Annotated in this window: 15 protein-coding genes; 10 read left to right on the forward strand and 5 right to left on the reverse strand. The window is 51.6% G+C overall.

Annotation, left to right across the window (positions count from 1 at the left end; genetic code table 11):
- Positions 1-410 precede the first annotated feature (410 nt).
- From I2I11_RS16620 to I2I11_RS16665, 10 genes are all read left to right on the forward strand, one after another.
- A complete protein-coding gene (locus I2I11_RS16620; RefSeq protein WP_196268867.1) occupies positions 411-842 on the forward strand; it encodes an HYC_CC_PP family protein in 432 nt (143 codons plus the stop codon).
- A gap of 160 nt (positions 843-1002) precedes the next feature.
- Positions 1003-2280 carry an efflux RND transporter permease subunit gene (locus tag I2I11_RS16625; protein WP_196268868.1) on the forward strand — a complete coding sequence of 426 codons (1278 nt, stop codon included), beginning with the start codon at positions 1003-1005 and terminating at the stop codon, positions 2278-2280.
- A 42-nt stretch (positions 2281-2322) separates the two neighbouring features.
- Positions 2323-2700 carry a four helix bundle protein gene (locus tag I2I11_RS16630; RefSeq protein ID WP_196268869.1) on the forward strand — a complete coding sequence of 126 codons (378 nt, stop codon included), beginning with the start codon at positions 2323-2325 and terminating at the stop codon, positions 2698-2700.
- A gap of 43 nt (positions 2701-2743) precedes the next feature.
- Positions 2744-4642: an efflux RND transporter permease subunit gene (locus I2I11_RS16635; protein WP_196268870.1), complete on the forward strand. Its 1899-nt coding sequence runs from the start codon at positions 2744-2746 to the stop codon at positions 4640-4642.
- Entirely contained in the window at positions 4629-5933 is a 1305-nt protein-coding gene (locus I2I11_RS16640; RefSeq protein ID WP_196268871.1) for a TolC family protein, read from the forward strand. Before I2I11_RS16635 ends, I2I11_RS16640 begins: the two co-directional genes overlap by 14 nt.
- Positions 5911-7236, forward strand: coding sequence for a heavy metal-binding domain-containing protein (locus I2I11_RS16645; RefSeq protein WP_196268872.1), 1326 nt, complete (start codon positions 5911-5913; stop codon positions 7234-7236). The genes I2I11_RS16640 and I2I11_RS16645 overlap by 23 nt, the downstream gene beginning before the upstream one ends.
- The gene (locus tag I2I11_RS16650) at positions 7233-8441 is read left to right on the forward strand and encodes an efflux RND transporter periplasmic adaptor subunit (RefSeq protein WP_196268873.1); all 1209 of its coding nucleotides are present in this window, start codon (positions 7233-7235) and stop codon (positions 8439-8441) included. The genes I2I11_RS16645 and I2I11_RS16650 overlap by 4 nt, the downstream gene beginning before the upstream one ends.
- Positions 8442-8595: 154 nt before the next feature.
- On the forward strand, positions 8596-9240 hold the full coding sequence (locus I2I11_RS16655) for a DUF3347 domain-containing protein (protein ID WP_230680370.1): 645 nt from the start codon (positions 8596-8598) through the stop codon (positions 9238-9240).
- A gap of 644 nt (positions 9241-9884) precedes the next feature.
- Positions 9885-12656 carry a TonB-dependent receptor gene (locus I2I11_RS16660; RefSeq protein WP_196268874.1) on the forward strand — a complete coding sequence of 924 codons (2772 nt, stop codon included), beginning with the start codon at positions 9885-9887 and terminating at the stop codon, positions 12654-12656.
- Between the two features lie 653 nt (positions 12657-13309).
- On the forward strand, positions 13310-14959 hold the full coding sequence (locus tag I2I11_RS16665) for an NADP-dependent glyceraldehyde-3-phosphate dehydrogenase (RefSeq protein ID WP_196268875.1): 1650 nt from the start codon (positions 13310-13312) through the stop codon (positions 14957-14959).
- 174 nt (positions 14960-15133) lie between these two features.
- On the opposite strand, the gene I2I11_RS16670 is transcribed toward I2I11_RS16665, so the two are convergent.
- From I2I11_RS16670 to I2I11_RS16690, 5 genes are all read right to left on the reverse strand, one after another.
- Entirely contained in the window at positions 15134-16063 is a 930-nt protein-coding gene (locus I2I11_RS16670; protein ID WP_196268876.1) for a glycerophosphodiester phosphodiesterase family protein, read from the reverse strand.
- 3 nt (positions 16064-16066) lie between these two features.
- Positions 16067-16798 carry an MIP/aquaporin family protein gene (locus I2I11_RS16675; protein ID WP_196268877.1) on the reverse strand — a complete coding sequence of 244 codons (732 nt, stop codon included), beginning with the start codon at positions 16796-16798 and terminating at the stop codon, positions 16067-16069.
- 157 nt (positions 16799-16955) lie between these two features.
- Positions 16956-17726 (reverse strand): SDR family NAD(P)-dependent oxidoreductase, encoded by a 771-nt coding sequence (locus I2I11_RS16680; protein WP_196268878.1) that lies wholly within the window; start codon positions 17724-17726, stop codon positions 16956-16958.
- Positions 17727-18061: 335 nt separating this feature from the next.
- On the reverse strand, positions 18062-19789 hold the full coding sequence (locus I2I11_RS16685) for an IlvD/Edd family dehydratase (RefSeq protein WP_370582996.1): 1728 nt from the start codon (positions 19787-19789) through the stop codon (positions 18062-18064).
- A gap of 351 nt (positions 19790-20140) precedes the next feature.
- Positions 20141-20644, reverse strand: a complete 504-nt coding sequence (locus I2I11_RS16690; RefSeq protein WP_196268879.1) for an HNH endonuclease — start codon at positions 20642-20644, stop codon at positions 20141-20143.
- Positions 20645-20721 lie beyond the last annotated feature (77 nt).

Here is a 20721-nt window from a genome sequence, read left to right on the forward strand (position 1 = left end):
AGCAGCAAAACGAAGTTGCTATGCCCTCTTAAGTGGGCAGCTTTCGTTTACAAGGAAAAATATCCTTAAAATAATTAAACTATTTTACGAAGAAAATTTAATTAAATCAAATACATACTCCCAAATTTTTTGGATCAAAATATCTCTGTTTTATTTGCCATGGTAGCTTATGCACTTATAGATTTGCTACATCGTTGCCGGAACAGAGATGTCACTACAGTGTTTTGCCCGGCATTATAATTTCAGGCATGCTGTACATCATAATAATCTTTTGTTTTGCTGCTATCTATACTTGTGGCTTTGTATGCCTCTGGTGAAAATATATAACAAATACAGCGGAATGTATAAAGCTTAACTGCTGTTTCTTTCGTACTTTTGTGAAGTAATACTATTGTACCTGCTATTTTTCCATGAAGCTGTTCCGTCAGATTATAGTGCTAACGCTTGCCTTGCTGCTGCTTGTCTCCTCGACAGGCCTCTCGGTAGGTATGCATATGTGCGGCGGCGAAATCCAGGATCTCAGCTTTTTCGGAAGGGCGGAGAGCTGCGGTATGGAGCAAAAGCAGGATGTGCTCCCTCCCTGCCACCAGCCAAAAAAGAAGCAGGTAGAAAGTAAGGGCTGCTGCGAAAATCACCAGCTGGTTGTACAGCGTCTGGATGCAGGGGCTGACACTAAAATTGCCATTCATAAAACACCGGATGTAAAATTCCTTGCCGCTTTTAAAGCGGTCGTTCTTCAGCTGTTCGCTCCAGAAACGGCTACGACACCTGCTTACGCTCTTTATACTTCTCCCCCGCTGGCCCGCGATATTCCGGTGCTGGTGCAAGCCTTTCTTATATAACCTTACAGACCTAAGTGCCGCTGTGGTACGCGCATGACTGTGGCTATACTTGCCGGCAGTTGGCGTTTGCCATAGTCTATACTTCCCGGCAGGCACTTTCCCCTTTGCTACATTTTCTGTAGCCCGTCCTGTTTCCTGTAAAGGTTAAATTCTTATTTTCATGATTGAGAAGCTGATTTCTTTTTCGCTGCGCAACCGCGCCCTCGTGCTGCTTGTTGCTGCCGTACTGTTTGGCTGGGGTGTTTATTCGGTGCAAACCAACAAGGTAGATGCCATCCCGGATCTGTCGGAGAACCAAGTCATCGTTTTTACCGAGTGGATGGGCCGCAGCCCCCAAATTATCGAAGACCAGATTACCTATCCGTTGGTAACCAACCTGCAGGGCCTGCCCCAGGTAAAGTATGTGCGGGGCACCTCTATGTTCGGCATGAGTTTTATCTATGTTATTTTTGAAGATGATACGGATGTTTACTGGGCGCGCGAGCGTGTACTGGAGCGCTTAAGTTCTGCCGGTAATATGTTGCCGGAGGGTGTAACCCCTACCCTTGGTCCCGATGGCACAGGCGTGGGCCACATCCTGTGGTATACTTTGGATGCACCAGACATGGACCTGGGCGAGCAGCGGGCCGTGCAGGACTGGTACGTAAAATTTGCGCTCCAGAATGTACCGGGCGTAAGCGAGGTGGCTTCGTTCGGCGGTTTCCAGAAACAATACCAGGTTACACTAGACCCCAATAAGCTGACGTACTACAACCTCACCGTGCCGCAGGTCATCCAGTCTGTCCGGGCCAACAACAACGAGGCGGGTGGGCGCAAGTTCGAGCTTTCCGATATCGGCTACATCATCAAAACTACCGGCTACCTCAAATCAGCTGAGGAGATCGAAAACATTGCCGTGGCCACCAACAATACCATTCCTGTCAGAATAAGAGATATCGCCACCGTGCAGATGACCGGCGAGAGCCGCCTGGGCATATTTGATTTAAATGGCGAAGGCGAAGCTGTGGGTGGTATTGTGGTGATGCGCTACGGCGAAAACGCTGATGAAGTAATCAGCCAGGTAAAAGCCAAAATGGCTGAAGTGGCCAAAGGCCTGCCTGAAGGCGTGAAATTTAACATCGTGTACGACCGCAGCGGGCTCATCAAAGAATCCATTGATTCCATCAAACACACGCTTATAGAAGAGATGATTGCCGCGGCTGTTATTGTGTTCCTGTTCCTGTTCCACTGGCGCAGCGCTTTGGTCATACTTATCCAGCTGCCTCTTTCCATTGCCATCGGTTTTATTCTGCTCAATGCATTTGACATCACATCCAACATCATGTCGCTGACGGGCATCGCCTTATCTATCGGTGTAATCGTGGACGACGCCATCGTGATGGTCGAGAATTCCTACCGTCATCTGGCAGAGGCGGGTAAGGAGAATATTAATGAGTGAGTGAATGAATGAATGATTGAGTGAATTTTAAAGAATAAGTAAATGAGCGATTTGAATAAAACACCCAAAGAGCAGTTCGTTGAGCAGTTCCGTCAGCGCACTAAAAAACTGGCACTGGATGTTATCCGGTTTAGCCAGAGTTTACCTAAAACGGAAGAAGCTGTAATAATGAAGCGACAGCTACTCAGATCTGCTACTTCTGTTGCCGCAAATTACAGAGCCACCTGCCGGGCAAGATCTTCGGCCGAGTTCCACTCAAAAATCAGTATCGTGATTGAAGAAGCAGATGAAACGCTGTTCTGGCTGGAACTGCTGGAAGAATCCGGAACAACAAGCAAAGTGGCTGTTTCAGAGCTGATGAGAGAAGCAACAGAAATCCTGTCCGTCATGGCTAAAGCCAGAAAAAATACAAACAGATAAAATTCACTCATTCACGCAATCGCTCATTCAAAATTAGACTGCAATGCAACTAACCAAGCAGCAAAGAATAGAAATCATCGAAAAAGCCAGCAAGCAGGTAGGCCCGAGCGTGTTCTGGAGCACGATTATCGTGATCACCTCGTTCCTGCCGGTATTCCTGCTCACAGGTCAGGAAGGCAAGCTGTTCAGTCCGCTGGCCTGGACGAAGACGTTTATACTTATCGTGGATGCTGTGGTGGCAATAACACTGACACCGGTGCTCATTTCCTTCTTTCTGAAGGGTAAGTATAAAAACGAGCAGGCCAACCCCATTAACCGCGGCATGGAGCGTGTGTATGGGCCGGTGCTGCGGTGGTGCCTGAACTGGCGCAAAACGACCATTGGCCTTAACATCCTGGCCTTGCTGGTAGCCGTCCCGATGCTGTTTAGCCTCGGAACTGAATTCATGCCGCCGCTCAACGAAGGCTCCATCCTGTTTATGCCCGTTACCCTGCCCGATGTGTCCAACGCCGAAATAAAGCGCATTCTGCAGGTGCAGGATAAAATCATCAAATCTACGCCGGAGGTTAAAAGCGTGCTGGGGAAAGCGGGCCGTGCCAGCACTGCGACCGACAACTCACCGCTAAGTATGATTGAAACCATCATCCAGCTGAAGCCACGGGAAGAATGGCGCGAAGGTATCACGAAGGAGGATATTGTGGAGGAGCTCAACAGCAAGTTGCAGATCCCGGGTGTGGTCAATGGCTGGACACAACCAATCATCAACCGCATCAATATGCTTTCTACAGGTATACGCACCGATGTAGGCGTGAAAGTATACGGGCAGAACCTGGATTCCATTTATGCAGTGTCGGAGCGCGTGAAGGAAGCCCTGGAAACTGTGCCGGGCGTAAAGGACCTGTACGTGGACCCGATTACGGGCGGGAAATACCTGGAGATAGACATCAACCGCGAAACGCTGGGCCGGTATGGTCTGACGGTGGATGATGTGAACATGGTGGTAGAATCTGCCCTGGGAGGCAACCCCATCGGCAATACCATCGAAGGCCGCCGGCGCTTCTCCATCAATGTGCGCCTGGCACAGGAATATCGCAACAGCGTGGAGCGCATCAAACGCATTCCGATCCAGACTGCCTCCGCCGGCACCATACCGCTGTCGTCGGTAGCGACCATTCGTTTCACCGACGGGCCGCCAATGATCAACTCCGAGAATGCACAGCTGCGGGGCGCGGTGCTCTTCAACGTGCGCGGCCGCGACATGGGCAGCACGGTGCAGGAAGCCATGGAGAAAATTAATCAAGAAGTAACAGGCATTCCGCAGGGTTATTACCTGGAGTGGAGCGGGCAGTGGGAAAACCAGGTGCGGGCTACCAAAACACTGCAAATCATCATCCCGCTGGTACTGCTTATCATTCTTTTGATTCTGTATCTTTCTTTTAAATCCTTGAAAGAGGCTTTGCTGAACCTGATAACCATTCCGTTTGCGCTGGTGGGCGGCGTGTACATTGTGTACTTCTATGGCGTGAACCTGTCGGTAGCAGTAGCAGTGGGCTTTATTGCGCTCTTCGGGCTGGCGATTGAAACGGCCATGGTGATGGTGGTATACCTGAACGAGGCCATGGGCGAACTGGTAAAGCTGAAAGGCAACAGCCGCGAAACCATCAGCAAGCAGGACATCCGTGATTATGTATTTATGGGAGCGGCCAAACGCCTGCGTCCCAAAATCATGACGGTTTCCGTAGCCCTGTTCGGCCTGATACCGGTACTCTGGGCAACGGGCGTGGGGTCTGACGTGATGCTGCCTATTGTACTGCCTATGATTGGAGGCGTCTTTACCTCCTCTATTCACATCCTGCTGGTAACGCCGGTGGTGTTTATGATGGCGAAAGAATACGAGTTAAGAAAACACGGTAAACTGGAAATCTACGATGTCAAGCATTAAGAAACCTACTTTTATACTTTCTCTCTTGAAAAGGAAATGGGGAGTTTACACGGCCGCCTTTGCTGTATTGGCACTGCTGTGGTGTACCCCTGCTCTGGCCCAGCAACAGCCAGCGATGACCTTGGACAGCGTACTACAGAAAATCAGCAGCAATAACCCGATGCTGCAGGAGTACGACTACCGCGCCCGGGCCATGAATGCCTATGCCGAAGGCGCTAAAAGTATGATGGCTCCCATGGTAGGCGCAGGTGTGTTCCAGGCGCCTTACCCGGGCGGGGAAGTGATGGAACCTGCAAACAAAGGCATGCTGATGTTGTCTGCCGAGCAGGACATCCCCAACCCTGCCAGGCTGCGCGCCAAGGAAAAGTATATGAAATCCAAAGCGGCCATCGAAAATGCAGGCAGGGACGTGGCTTTTAACGAACTCCGCGCGCAGGCAAAAGCAGCTTACTATACCTGGGTGGTGCTGGAGAAGAAAATGGCAGTGCTGAAGGACAATGAGCGCATTATGGCTTACATGCTGAAGCTGGCGAAAATCCGGTACCCCTACAGCCAGGGCAACCTGGGCAGCGTGTATAAAGCAGAAGCAAAATTGCACGAAGTGGAAAACATGCAGCTGATGACGGCCAGCCAGATTGCACAGCAGAATGTGCAGCTCAACATGCTGATGAACCAGCCACAGGACAGCCGTTTTCAGGTTGATACGCTGGTGGAGGTGCCTGCTAATATCCTGCTGCCTGCCGATACGGCTTTCCTGGGTAGCGTGCGGAGCGATGTACGCCAGCTGGACAGGACCATCGAAGCGATGCGGCTGAACACGGAACTGGAGCAAATGGAGCGAAAGCCTGACTTCCGCTTACGTTTCGACCACATGATACCCGGCAGCAACATGATGCCCAGCCAGTTCACCGCAATGGCCATGGTATCCATCCCCATTGCACCCTGGGCCTCAAAAATGTATAAAGCCAACACGAAGGGCATGAACCTGGAAATTGCAGGTATGCAGAAAGAGCGCGAAAGTATGCTGAACGAGGCGCAAAGTATGGTGCGCAGCATGGCGCTGGAACTAAACGCCAAACGCGAACAGGTAGAGAACTACCGAACCAAAATCATCCCTGCCCTGCAGAAAAATTACGATGTAACCATGCTGGCCTACGAGCAGAACAGTGCTGAGCTGCCCCTGGTAATTGATGCCTGGGAAGCCCTGAATATGGCCCAGATGGAGTACCTGAACAACCTGCAGGAGTTATACTTAATGGTAGTAAGTTATGAGAAAGAAATTGAGAAGTAATATCCTGTACCTGTTGGCTTTTCTGTTGCTGGTTAACCTGGCAGCCTGCGGCCATGAAGACGAACATGCAGCCGGAGAAAAGACAACTTATACTTGTCCGATGCACCCGGAAATTGTACGCGACGCGCCCGGCTCCTGCCCTGTCTGCGGCATGGACCTGGTGCCTGTTTCTCCACCTGCCGGCAACGACGCATCTGCTGTCACCGAAGATTTGGATTTTCTGCTGAAGCCCGCAAGCAACAGCATTATTTCCTCGGTGGCCACTACCCGCCCCGAACAGAAAGCAGTAGAATCGGCGGTAGAAATGGAAGGCATCATCACCTACGATCCCCGCAGTGTTTATACGATTCCGGCACGCGTGTCCGGACGTATCGAGCAGCTGTACATGAAGTATAATTTTCAGCCGGTAAGTAAAGGTCAAAAGCTACTGGAGATCTACAGCCCCGAACTGATAACGGCACAACAGGAACTGCTATACCTCGTGCAGTCGGCTCCGGAGGACAAGCAACTTATCGAGGCTTCAAAACAAAAGCTGCGTTTACTGGGCGCTACCGAGGCACAGATCAGGCAACTCATCCGCTCAGGGAAAGCTGATTATACTTTCGCCATTTACAGCCCTTACAACGGCTATGCCATCGGTCTTAATACTACTCCTGCCGCACCCGGCCTGCCGGGAGTTTCTACCCCATCGGTTGGTGGCATGGGCAGCATGGAGAGCAGCTCCGGCAGCACTGCGCCAGTTTCCGCAGCAACAGCTACGGGCCAGGATATACAGCTGCGCGAAGGCATGTACGTAAGCACAGGCCAATCCCTGCTGCAGGTTGTCAATCCAAACCAGCTCTGGGCGGAGTTCAACATACCGGCGGGACGGATAAGTGCCATCGCAAAGGGAACCGCTGTTGAGATTACGTTTCCGCAATTGCCGGATCAGAAGCTACAGGCAAAAGTGGATTTTCTGCAGCCCTTTTACCAGGAGGGCGAGAATTTCGCCAAAGTGCGGGTACTCCTGCCAGGTAACCAAAAGGCAGCCATGGTGGGGCAACTGGTAAGCGCCAAAGCCAGTTATACTACGGCCCCGTCGCTGTGGGTACCCAAAGCGGCTGTGCTGGACATCGGCGCCAGATCCGTTGCTTTCAGGAAACAGAACGGCGTGTTTGAGCCGGTAGCTGTTACTGTCGGCACCACAACAGGAAACGAGACGCAGTTGATGGAAGGGCTGCAGCAGGGGGATGTCATTGCCGCCAACGCGCAGTTCCTGGTGGACAGTGAAAGCTTTATCAAACTTAAAAAAACAAGCTTATGAGAAGATGGATCATATACCTGCTGCTGCTGATCTTTGTGGCTGCAGGCGCTGTGGCCTGCAAAGAGCAAGTGCATGAAGAAGCGCATGCTGCCAGCGAAACGACTTATACCTGCCCGATGCATCCGCAGATTGTGCAAAGCCAGCCGGGTTCCTGCCCCATCTGCGGCATGGACCTGGTGCCTGTCTCCCAACAGGGCAGCAAGGATGGGGCACTGATGCTGAGCGATCGCCAGATGGCGCTGGGCAATATAAAGGTAAGCCCCGCCGGGGGTGGTTCCGTAGGCAGCAACACGATTCTGACGGGAAGGCTGGCGCTCGATCAGACGCAGACGGAGGTAATCAGTAGCCGCGCCGCCGGCCGGGTGGAAAGACTCTACATCAAAGAAACTGGGAAAACCGTGAAAAAGGGGCAGCCGCTTTATGAGTTGTACAGTGAACAGCTCCTGACCCTGCAGCGCGAATACCTGCTGGCCCTGGCACAAAACCGGGAGCTCGGGAGCGAGAACCCGCGCTTTGCCTCTATCCTGGAGGCAGCTCGAAAGAAGCTCCTGCTCTATGGACTTTCAGAAGCTCAAATTAACAAGCTGGCAAAAAGCGGCCGCATGGATGCGCGCGTTACCTTTCTGGCACCCGAATCCGGTGTGGTAACGGAAATTGCGGCCGCCGAAGGCCAGTATATAGCTGAGGGGAACGTGCTGTACAGGTTAGCAAAACTGGGCACCATCTGGGTAGAAGCAGAACTCTATCCACAGGAGATTGTTGAGGTAAGCACGGGTGATCCGATACGTGTTGTGGTGCAGGGCTTTGCGCAGGAACCGGTTGCTGCGAAGGTTGCTTTTCTCAGTCCCGAGCTCCGGGCCGGAAGCCAGGTAGCGCTGCTGCGCGCAGAACTGCCCAACAAAGAGGGGCTGTACCTGCCCGGCATGCAGGCAGAAGTTATACTTCCGGGAGCAGATAGCGCTGCTTTAACTATCCCGGCTGATGCCGTAATCCGCGAAGAGCAGGGCAGCCATGTATGGGTACAGACCGGCGAGAACACCTTTGAACCGCGCATGATAACACTGGGCGAAGTAAGCGCCGACCGCGTGGCTATACTTACCGGCCTGAAAGCAGGCGATAAAGTAGTAACTTCCGGCGCTTACCTGCTCTACAGCGAGTATAAACTCAAAAAAGGCAGCAGCCCGATGGCAGGAATGAAAATGTAGAAAAGATGAAAGACTGTTGTAAAATAGAGCCTGACGAACCGCCCAGACACAATTATAAAAAATGGGCAAAGCTGGCAATTTACCTCATCGTAGGTATGCTGATTGCCTTTGTATTTGTAAATCAATTAAATCATTAAAATAAATTAACATTAACATGACTTTAAGATCAATCCAGCGTATCACCATCACTGGCGCCTTAGTGGCTGCCTTTTCTTTCACAGCCTGCACCGAAAAACAGCAGGAAAGCGCCGACACAGCACAGGAACAACATCAGGCGATGAACCACGAGGCCATGAGCCCGGAAAGTACGACGCATAATACAGTTGCGGACGCTCCTGATTATGCCGCTGCAGCCGATCCCATCAAGCAGCAGGTGGCACAGCTTCTGGGCAGCTACCTGAAGTTAAAAGATGCTTTGGTAGCCACCGATCCGCAGGTAGCGAAAACGGAGGCACAGGCTGTATTAACAGCTGCCGGAAATGTTGACGTGGCCGGCCTGACAGCCGAGCAACAGCAGTTTGCAACAGAGAAGCTTGAAAAGATAAAACAAAGTGCCTCCGGAATTGCCGGTGCAGCCGATGTAGCTGTGCAGCGCAATCACTTTGAGGCACTCTCTGAAGCTACGTTTACCCTGGCAAAAGCGTTTGATGCTACCAGCGAGACGTTATACTATCAGTTCTGCCCGATGGCCAACAACAACGAAGGCGGCTATTGGGTAAGCGCTGAAAAGGAAATCCGCAATCCATACATGGGCGAGGCCATGCTAACCTGCGGCAGTACAGAAGAAGTACTTAACTAGCAAATAGCGGGATTGCCGGTGCGGCTGATTTGCCCATCATCCCGGAACAGGGCTGTTTCATAGTATTTTCAGCTACGCTATTTAGCTTAAGGGCGCGAGCCTGCGGGCTCGCGTTCCCTACTACATTATAAAGTATAATCAGCTATTAAGCGCGCTTGAACCTGTATCAAGCAATTATAAATAGCTGCTGCGTTTGCCGGAGGTATACGCAGCAGCTATTTTATTTAACCCAGGTTGCGATTTACAGAAAATGAGTTCATATCTGATACTGTAAACCTACCCCTAACTCCTCCGGGGAGGGAATTTTAGTTACTCTTGCAGAAATTCCCCTCTTGGGAGGGGCTAGGGTTTCAACACCGCTGATAAATCGCAGCTATTTTATTTATACTTATACTGCATCCGGTGAAATCCCTACGGAGCTGTGTATTCATTCACCTTCCCTTTCAGTAAGAAAGCAAAGATTTCTGGCAACATGTAAATAAAGCCGCTTCTGTAATCTTATTTGTTGATACAAACATTTTCATACGTTATCCTGTTTCCTGGGTATCTTTGCAGAAATAATTTACAGGAGCATGCGCAGTTCCCGGCTTAAGGTCTGCCGCTGCACGTACAATTTCTTATTAATTGTAACTTACATTTAACCTATGAACAAGATTTACTTAATGACAGCCATTGTTCTGGCCTGGTCTTATCAGACGTATGGACAAACAATTCAGGGCACAGTCCGGGACCGTTTCCAGCCGCTGGCCGGGGCTACTGTCCGAACCATAGATCAGTCGGCGGGCACCAGCGCCGATGCCAATGGCCGGTACGAGTTACAGGTCAGCCCGGGCACCTATACTTTGGTGGCGAGCTATATCGGCTATGAGCCAGTGCAAAAGAACATAACCGTGGCAGCAGGCGAAACAGCCACACTGGATTTTGAACTGACCGCTGCCCAGAACCTGAACGAAGTAGTGGTTGTCGGCAGCCGTGGCGCACCGCGCTCCCAACTCACCACGCCAGTGCCGGTTGACGTAATCGATATCCGTGAAGTGACACAGAGTGCGCCGCAGGTAACCCTGAACCAAATCCTCAACTATGTCGCCCCCTCCTTTACTTCCAATACCCAAACCCTGGCCGACGGAACCGACCACATCGACCCTGCCTCCCTGCGTGGCCTGGGGCCCGATCAGGTGCTGGTATTGATAAATGGGAAAAGACGCCATACTACTTCGCTCGTCAACATTAACGGTAGTTTCGGAAAAGGCTCTGTAGGTACAGACCTAAACGCCATCCCGACTGCGGCCATCAAGCGGGTGGAAATTCTGCGCGATGGCGCCTCAGCCCAGTATGGCTCTGATGCGATTGCAGGTGTTATCAATATTATCCTGAATGATGCGGTAAACTCGCTCGATGCCAATGTGACGACAGGCGCTTACGTTTCTAAAAATTCTGAAGACGGCATGGATGGCGAAAACGTGCAGGCCAATGCCAGCTATGGCGTACCCCTGGGCACCAACGGCGGCTTCCTGAACCTGTCGGGCTCTTACGACTACCGGAATTATACTGACCGTGGCGGCGACTATACCGGCACTATTTTTACTGATTACAATAACCCCTTCCCGGGCGAAGTGCCAACCGGCGTAGATATTACGGAGCAGGAACTGGCCAGAAGAGGTTTAGACCGGGATTACTTCAGCGGCCGTGTCGGGCAGTCGGCTAACCGCGGCGGAAGCCTGTTCTTTAACTCGGCTGTTCCGGTTACCGAAGAAGCTGAAATTTATGCGTTCGGGGGCCTTAACCTGCGCCACGGCGAAGGCGCCGCCTTTTACCGGACACCCGCACAGCTCACGCAAACCAATGCCACCATTTATCCCAACGGTTTCCTTCCTTTAATTGTAACCGACAACAGGGATCAATCCCTGGCGGTGGGCATACGCGGATCACTCGGCGAATGGAAAGTAGATTTCAGTAATACCTACGGACAAAATGCTATTGATTTTTCCGTGGAAAACACGATGAATGCCTCCCTCCTTACCGCTTCGCCTACCAGCTTTGAAGCCGGCGGTTATGCTTTTACCCAGAACACGACCAACCTTGACTTCAGTCGTTTCTTTAAAGATGTGATGAGCGGCGTGAACGTAGCCTTCGGAGCAGAGCACCGCTACGAGAATTACCAGATCATTGCCGGCGAAGAAGCATCTTATGTAAACTATGGCAAGGCCACCCAGGTAGGAACCGATGCGGCCGGAAATCCCATCCTGATCCCGGACCCGCTGGGCACGGTAAATACCCGCTTTGCCGAAAACGGATCTCCCTTTGCCGGTGGCTCACAGTCTTTCCCCGGTTTCAGCCCTGCCAATGCGGTGGATGTGGCGCGTACTTCCGTTGCAGCCTACGGAGATGTGGAACTGAATTTTACGAGCAGGTTCTTACTGGATGCAGCCGCGCGGTTCGAGAATTATTCTGATTTCGGTTCCACCCTGAATGGCAAGCTGGCCGGCCGCTATATATTCTCGGATGCGCTGACATGGCGCGGGGCTGTGAGCACAGGCTTCCGGGCGCCCTCGCTGCACCAGCAATATTACAGCGCTACCTCTACCATTTTCACGAGCGGCGTTTTTGTGGAGTCCGGTACCTTTACCAACGACAGCCGGGTAGCCAACCTGTTGGGTATACCTGATCTGAAACAGGAAACTTCTTACAACTACAGCACCGGCCTGACCAGCAGGTTCGGTGATTTTAAACTGACAGTAGATGGCTACTACATCCGCATCAACAACCGCGTGGTGTATACCGGCCAGTTTGGAAAGGTAACTACCAACCCAACACCGCAGGAAGAAGAAGTAAACCGCCTGCTGGATCAGGCAAATGCCGGTACTGCGCGCTTCTTCACCAACGCCATCGATACCGAGACAAGAGGAATTGACGCCGTGCTGACCTATAGCACCGATGTTGGCGGCGGCCGCTTTACGGGTAGCCTCGCCGGCACTTTTGCCAAAACAAACATGGTGGGCGACATACATTCTTCGGCGCTCCTGGCAGGTCGCGAGAGCACTTACTTCGACGAAGCCAGCCGTATTTACCTCGAGTCGGCGGTGCCACAGACAAAAGGCAATTTAACGCTTAGCTACGACATGGGGCCCTGGGACTTTTTCCTGCGCAACGCCTACTTCGGCAAGGTGCAGGAAGCCACCAACACCCTGACGGCGCAGGACTGGTACAGCGGCAAAGTAGTAACGGATGTAAGCGTTGGCTATACTTTTAACAGCAACCTGAAACTAAGTATAGGCGCCAACAACCTGCTGGATGTTTACCCGGATAAAGTGGCAGCCGCCAACTCCGGCACCGGCCGTTTTGTTTACTCCCGCAGTGCGCAGCAATACGGCTACAATGGCCGGTTCCTGTTTACCCGCCTGGTATTTAATTTATAGATTATCAGAACGCCTGTATCATCTGTAAAGCCCTGTAAATTCTGTTTACAGGGCTTTATACTTTAAAATCCATCTTTCAAAACTGCCCGCCAAAGCTTCTTCAGATGCGGAACATCCGTTTTCGCTTCAGCGGCCGGAATTACCATGTATAGCAGTCAGGAATTACTCCTGCAACCGGCATGTAAAGCTTCAGTACAAAGCTGGTCCGGCGCTTACGACAACCTGCCTTGATAGACCAAAGCATGCTTTCTTTATAAATTTAAAATTTGCTATTATAAGCTATTCAAACTTGATAGTTTGGCAAGATTTAATGGCTTTTAATTTGAAATTTATTCTTAAAAGTTTTTTTTATATCATTTATTAATTACATTCATGTTGTGGAAGCCTGAAAGCTTAAGCAGATCCCTTATCTCCGTACTGGTTTATGCCCTCTTTGGGCTGCCTGCATGCGCTGATAAAAACCTGCTAATTTCGCTCCATTCAGCGGCGTGGCTGCACTTTATGTGGTTTAGCAACAGGGGCTTTCCTGCGTAATTAACGGCATCTGCTTCAGCTCCTTACCTGTTGATGCGGGAGCAGCAACCAGGCGCATGTTTTTAAATTGCTTATCAATAAATGAATTATAGCACCCTTTAAAATAAAATCTAAAAAGAATGAATGTAGAAGATTTTACCATTAATGAAGTAGCAGATCAGGTAAAGGCCATTTTCGTGGAGGAAGGCCAGATCCCGGCCGAGTATAAGCTGGACCAGGAAATTAACCAGCGCGAATATCTCTCCAATGGAGAAATGAAACAGTGGGATGGCGCGGCGCATTCCGTTTACTCGCCGGTAGCTGTTAAAACAGCCGATGGTTACGAGCGAAAGAAAATTGGTTCTTATCCCGTATGTACCGAAAAGGAAGCCATGGAAGCGCTCGACGCTGCCGTAGCAGCCTACGACAATGGCCGCGGACAGTGGCCTACCATGAGCGTTCAGGATAGGATCCGCTGCGTAGAGCAGTTTACCCAGAAAATGATAGAGAAGAAGGACATCGTCGTGAAACTCATCATGTGGGAAATAGGCAAATCTTATGCTGATTCCATCAAAGAATTCGACCGTACCGTTGAGTATATATACGCGACGATAGATGCCTTAAAAGACTTGGATCGCCAGTCGTCCCGCTTCGAAATTGAGCAGGGCATTGTGGCACAGATACGCCGCTCACCGCTGGGTGTGGTGCTTTGCATGGGCCCTTTCAACTACCCGCTGAACGAAACGTTCACCACCCTGATTCCGGCGCTCATCATGGGCAATACATTGCTGTTTAAGCCGCCAAAGCACGGCACTTTACTGCACTACCCGTTGCTGGAGGCTTTCAGAACCTGTTTCCCCAAGGGAGTGGTAAACACCATTTACGGACGCGGCCATGCCATTGTACCGGCTTTGATGCAGTCCGGCAAAATCAACGTCCTCACCCTGATTGGTTCCAGCAAAGTGGCTGATGAACTCAAGAAACTGCACCCAAAGGTAAACCGCCTGCGTGCCATCCTGGGCCTTGATGCCAAAAATGCGGCCATTGTTACAGAACATGCCGACGTGAACCTGGCAGTGTCTGAAACGGTGCTCGGCGCCTTGTCCTTTAACGGCCAGCGCTGCACTGCCCTTAAAATAATTTTTGTACACCGCTCCAAGGTAGATCAGTTCCTGCAACAGCTGAGTGAGGCTGTAGGCAAGCTAAAAATCGGTATGCCCTGGGAGAAAGGCGTGGCTTTAACGCCGCTGCCGGAGCCAAACAAACCCGCCTACCTCAAAGATTTGATTGATGATGCCACCGCACACGGAGCAAGCGTTATCAACGAGGGCGGTGGTACTGCTTTCGAGTCGTTTGTGTACCCTGCCATACTTTATCCTGTCAGCAAAGACATGAAAGTATACCGGGAAGAGCAGTTCGGCCCCGTAATTCCGGTGGTGCCTTTTGATGATTTGGAAGAGCCCATTGAATACCTGATCGAATCTACCCACGGGCAGCAGGTAAGTATCTTCAGCAACAATGCGGCTGAAACGGCCTCTCTGATAGATCCGCTGGTGAACCAGGTGAGCCGCGTAAACATCAACTGCCAGTGCCAGCGCGGGCCTGATACCTTCCCTTTCACCGGCCGCAAGGACAGTGCTGAGGGCACCCTGTCGGTGGTGGATGCGCTGCGTTCGTTCTCTATCCGTTCGCTGGTAGCGACCAAGCTTAACGAGAACAACAAGCACCTCATCAATGAGATTGTGAACGAAGGAAATTCCAATTTCCTGAGCACCAAGTTTATTTTCTAATACAAGTATGGCTGCGGCCTGCAAAGTATGAACTCTGCCAGCGCGGCACCAGGTAACCTGGTGCCGCGCTTTGTTTTTCAGGAAGATCAATACCTGCTGGCATTAGCAGAGAATTAAGAATTTACATTCCAGTATTTCCCATTATTATCTCGCAATCTCTACTCAACCACTCTCCTATTCCTTCCCACCCAAAAGATTCGGATAATCTGTTATTATGCCGTCCACACCCATTTGCTGCAGCTTTTCTATCTCTTCCGGAGAATTGACGGTCCAGGGAATGAGTTTCATGCCTTGGCGGTGGCTTTCCGCTACGAGGCTGTCGGTGACTAACCCGTAATGCGGGCTGTAAATATCGGGCCGGAAACCAATGCGGCGGAGGTTATCCTCCAGCGAGGCGTTTTTGTCCGACGTCAGGAAGCCGGTGACGACCTGCGGATATTGCCGGTGCACTTCCTGTACCTGCCGGATGTCGAAAGACTGGAGATAGAACCTGTTCCCTATCTTCTTTTCGCTGACCACATCCATCACCCGTTTTACAAGCTCCGCAGGCGCCGGCTGGTAAATACCATCTTTTGCAGGGTCGGCTTTTATTTCGATGTTATAGATAACGGGCGGCAACCCTTGGGCAGCGGTGTATTGCTCCACAGAGTCAATCAGTTCCCCTAACAAGGGAATATAGGCCTTCTGCTTTTGCTGCTGCGGGAAATCCGGGTTATACTTTGAGCCCACATCGAACCGGCGGATGTCGGCATAGTCCATCTGGTGCAGAATATACTTGTTCGCATCTTCCTTCGGAATTTCGTCTCCGTTGGGCAAAAGCGTGATGGCCGTGTTTAGCGTGGGATCGTGCGCGACCATCACCTGCCCGTCCTTGCTGATCTGCACGTCCAGTTCCAGAACATTTGCACCCACGTCCACTGCCTTTTTCATGGCCGGGATGGTGTTCTCCGGCATCAGCCCCCTTGTGCCGCGGTGGCCCTCTATATAAAAGGTAGGGAATTCCTCTGCCACAACCGTTGATGGCGCTTTTGTCTTACAACCCGCCAGGCACGTCAAAGTCAGGCCGGTAAACAGGAGGAATACATAGGAATGGTTCTTTTTCATCTTTCAGGCTTTTAAAAGTAAATATAACAGGGCCGCTGCGGCAGCGCCTAAAAAAGGGCCGAGTATCGGAATCCAGGCGTAGGGCCAGTCGCTGTGGCATTTGTTTTTGATGGGCAGCAGCGTATGCACCAGCCTGGGGCCCAGGTCACGGGCTGGGTTGATGGCATAACCCGTCGTGCCGCCCAGCGACAAGCCGATGGCCCACACCAGGAAGCTGACGGGGATGGCTCCCAAAGCGCCCATGCCGATGGGAGTTTTCTCCTCTCCCAGCTCGGGATTGGTGAAGTAAAAGACCACGAAAATCAGCACAAAAGTACCTACCGCCTCGCTAAACAAATTAGAAAGCCTGTGCCGGATAGCAGGGCCGGTACTGAACACGGCCAGCTGCGAGAGCGGATCTTCCGTTGTCTCGAAATGCGGTTTGTATACCAACCATACCAGCAGTGCGCCGAGCATGGCCCCTAGTAATTGCGCCAGTATGTACCAGCCCACCTGGTCCCAGGCAAATTTGCCCACCAGCGCCAGCCCCAGCGTAACAGCCGGGTTCAGATGCGCGCCGCTGTAAGGCGCCGCGATAACGACGCCGGCAAAAACCGAAAGCGCCCAGCCGGTGGTAATCACCATCCAGCCGCTGCTGTTGCCCTTGGTACTTTTGAGCACCACGTTGGCCACCACGCCATTGCCCAGCAGGATTAAGAACATGGTGCCGATCAGCTCGGCCGTAAATGCTGACATAAAGGTCTATTTAAATGATTTACATGGAAAATTTACGCGTTGTTGCCGGCCCAGGATTTGGCAGCCCGCACCGCCTGAAGTCAGGTAAGCGGCACCAAAAGCGGTCATTTACCAGGGCTTCTATAGGATATTTGTAAACCCGTGTACTCTATACTTTTCAATCGTAGGGCGATGGACTGATGGAGGTCCACCCGCCGTCGATGACGAGGCACTGCCCCGTAATGTGCCTGGCGTTTTCTGAAACCAGGAATAGGGCCGCATGCGCGATGTCGGACGGGTAAGCCGGCCGGCCCATGGGCGTGATAGCAGACCATGTTTTCTCGTAATCCCTGTCCTCCGCCGTTCGCTCGGTAAGCGTTGCGCCGGGCGCCAGCGCATTTACACTGATCCCATAGGCCGATAATTCAATGACAAGGTTCCGGGCGAGCATCTCGAGTGCAGCTTTGGTCATGCCATAAGCCGCCAGGTTTTTGTGCGCCTGGTGCCCCGTTACGGAAGACATAAACAGGATGCTTCCGCCGGACTGCTGCTTAATTATTTGCTTTGCTGCTGCCTGCGCCAGGAAAAAGCTTCCGCCGAGGTTGGTCTGCGTTACTTTCTGTAGGTTTTCAGGTGTGTAGGTCAGAAAGTCTCCGAACACGGTGATACCTGCATTTGCAATGGCAACCGTTAACTTCCCAAATTCCGAAACGGCCATATCTACCATTTGCTGGATAAAATGGGGATCTGCAGCGTCTCCGGCCAAGCCGATACAACTTCCATACTGCTCGTTTATACTTGCAGCGGCTTTTGCTGTCAGTGCTTCATCAATATCGTTTAGCAATACCGCCGTACCATGCTTTGCCAGCTCCTGGCATATTCTGAAGCCGATGCCCTGCCCTGCTCCGGTTACAATGGCTACCTGTTGTTTTAATGACGCTGTCAGCATAGTATGATTTTAAAGGTTTATTCAGAGATAAAAGTCTTTTATACTTAATAGATGTAAATAGACACAAGTATCAAGACGTTAGACTTAAGACTTATTTATATATTATTCATTTGATAATCAGGAATCTATACTTAATAAGAGCATATTTAAATTTATAATTTAACTCAAGTTGCGATTTACCAGCGATGTTGAAATTTAACCCACCCCTAGCCCCTCCGGGGAGGGGAATTTCTGCATCAGATATTAACCCATTTCTGTAAATCGCAACTTGAGTTATTTATACTAGGTCTTGTGTCTTTCATCCCGATACTTATATCCTCTGATTGAGGAGGATGTTAATGGGAATCCCTGGTTACCTCACTACCTGACATGCCTTTCAGGAAATCAAAGTCAGCGCCCAGGTTTGCCTGCTCCACATGCTTCGTAAACAAGCTTACATAGCCCCGTGCTGTATGCTCCGGCTGCGGCTTCCAGTTGCGCTTCCGCTCCTCCAGTTCCTCCGCCGGTACCTCAACAGCGAGCAGGCGGTTCGGCACGTCCAGCACAATAATGTCTCCGGTACGAACCACCGCGAAGTTGCCTCCGGCGGCAGCTTCCGGCGATGCGTGCAGCACCACGGTTCCGAACCCGGTGCCGCTCATCCTGCCATCGGAGATACGTACCATATCCGTTATGCCTTTGTCGAGCAGCCTGCCCGGAAGCCCCATGTTGCCCACCTCGGGCATGCCCGGATATCCTTTCGGACCCACGTTCTTCAGCACCAGCACGCTGCTTTCATCTACCTCCAGGCCTGGATCGTCGATGCGGTGCTTGTAATCGTCAATGTTTTCAAAAACAACGGCCCTGCCCCTGTGCTGCATCAGGTGAGGGCTGGCCGCGGAAGGCTTGATAACAGCGCCGTTCTCGCAAAGATTGCCCTGCAGCACCACAATACCCGAAACCTCGTTGAACGGATTATCTGCTCTTGCTATCACCGCCTCGTTGTAGCAGCAGGCATTGCTGAAGTTTTCTGCAATAGTTTTCCCGTTTGCCGTTATACAGCCAGTATGCAGGTGCGCCTGGAGTTCTCTCATAATCACCTGCAAGCCTCCTGCATAATAGAGATCCTCCATAAAAAATTCGCCGGATGGCTGCAGGTTGGCCATAAGCGGAATGCCTGCGGAGAACTTGTCGAAATCTTCCAGCGCCAGGGGCACGCCAATTCTTCCGGCGATGGCGAGTAAGTGAATCACAAAGTTGGTGGAGCCGCCTATGGCTGCGTTTACCCTTATCGCATTCTCAAAAGCCTCCCTTGTCAGGATGTCAGATGGCTTGCGGTCTGCCCGCACCATTTTCACAATCTCTATCCCGGACAGGTGAGACAGCACTTTGCGGGCGCTGTCGGGTGCAGGGATGGCAGCATTATCAGGTAGAGAGAGGCCCAAGGCTTCCACCATACAGGCCATCGTGGAGGCAGTACCCATCACCGCGCAATGGCCGTCGCTCCGGCACATGCCGGCTTCTGCCAGTGTCAGTTCCTCATCCGTCATCCTGCCGGCACGCAAATCCTCGCTGAAGCGCCAGATATCGCTGGTGCCGATGCTGCGGCCCTTGTGCCTGCCTGTGAGCATGGGCCCGCCGGAAACCACAATAGCAGGTATGTTTACACTGCACGCGCCCATCACCAGCGCAGGCGTCGTTTTATCGCAGCCGCACAACAGCACCACACCATCCAGGGGGTTGGCCCGGATAGATTCTTCCACATCCATACTTACCAGGTTGCGGTAAAGCATGGCTGTGGGCTTCATCAGCGTCTCACCCAGCGACATCACTGGAAATTCCACCGGATAGCCGCCTGCTTCGAGCACGCCCCGCTTCACCGACTCAGCCAATTCACGGAAATGCGAATTGCAGGGCGTCAGCTCCGACCAGGTATTGCAGATGCCGATGATGGGTTTGCCTTCCAGTTCATAGGCCGGTATCCCCTGCTTCTTCATCCAGGCCCGGTAAATAAAGCCATCCTTGCCGGACCTTCCGAACCAGTCGCGGCTACGCAGCATTAATTCCCCGTTCTTCATACGCATGGTTTTTATCCTCTAAAGGTAATGACAGATGCCCGCAGCAAACAGCAGCGTTTTGTGGTCGCAGTTAATTGTGCTTAAAACAGCCGTTTAATCTCCTGGCATATACATATATTTCCAAAGCTAATCCTGTAAGGGAAAAATCAAAAGGATTTAAATAAAATATAGTTATTTTATGCCTGGCATACAGATAACCGGCAGGGCTTTAAATTTGATACCGGCAGGCAGCAGATGAAGCTGAGATTTATAAGGAAGCTGCTCGCGGTGTTGTTCACGCAGGCTGGTGTTTAGCAGTGCATCGGAAAAGACAAGAGATGATTTTAGGTAAACGCCTCCATTGCCTGGATTTCATACTTAATTGTCCATGCCCAGGTACACGCGCCAGTCGTTGTTCTGTGGCGTGAGGTGCAGCTGCAGGAACGATAGCAGCGAGGGCCTGCCGGGTTTGGAGCGCAGTTTCAGGCCGGCTTCCTCGGGTGTGCGGTTGCCTTTGCGGGCATTGCAGCGCGAGCAGGCCGTTATCAGGTTTTGCCAATTGGTAGCGCCTCCCCGGGAGCGCGGCAGCAGGTGATCAAGGGTAAGGTTGCGGACAGCGCCGCAGTATTGGCAGCTATAGTTGTCGCGGCGCATAACGTTGTGGCGGCTGAGCGCAATGCCATAGTAAGGCACCCGCACATAATGCTGCAACCGGATAACGGAGGGCACCGGAAAAGTGCAGCTGACAGAGTGCAGGAAGGCTCCCTCAGCAGTAGAAACGGCTTCCGCTTTGTCCAGGTATACCAGCAAAAAAGCCTTTTGCACCGTGCAAACGGCTATGGCGCTGAAGTCTTGGTTCAGGATTAGAACTTTATCTTTCATGGCTGCTCTCGCTTTTACGCTATACTTCTACGGGAATTAAATCCACTATTATAGTATAAATCGAAAGAAAAAGCAAC

This window comes from Pontibacter rufus (genome assembly GCF_015694705.1).
In the GTDB taxonomy this organism is placed as follows: domain Bacteria; phylum Bacteroidota; class Bacteroidia; order Cytophagales; family Hymenobacteraceae; genus Pontibacter; species Pontibacter rufus.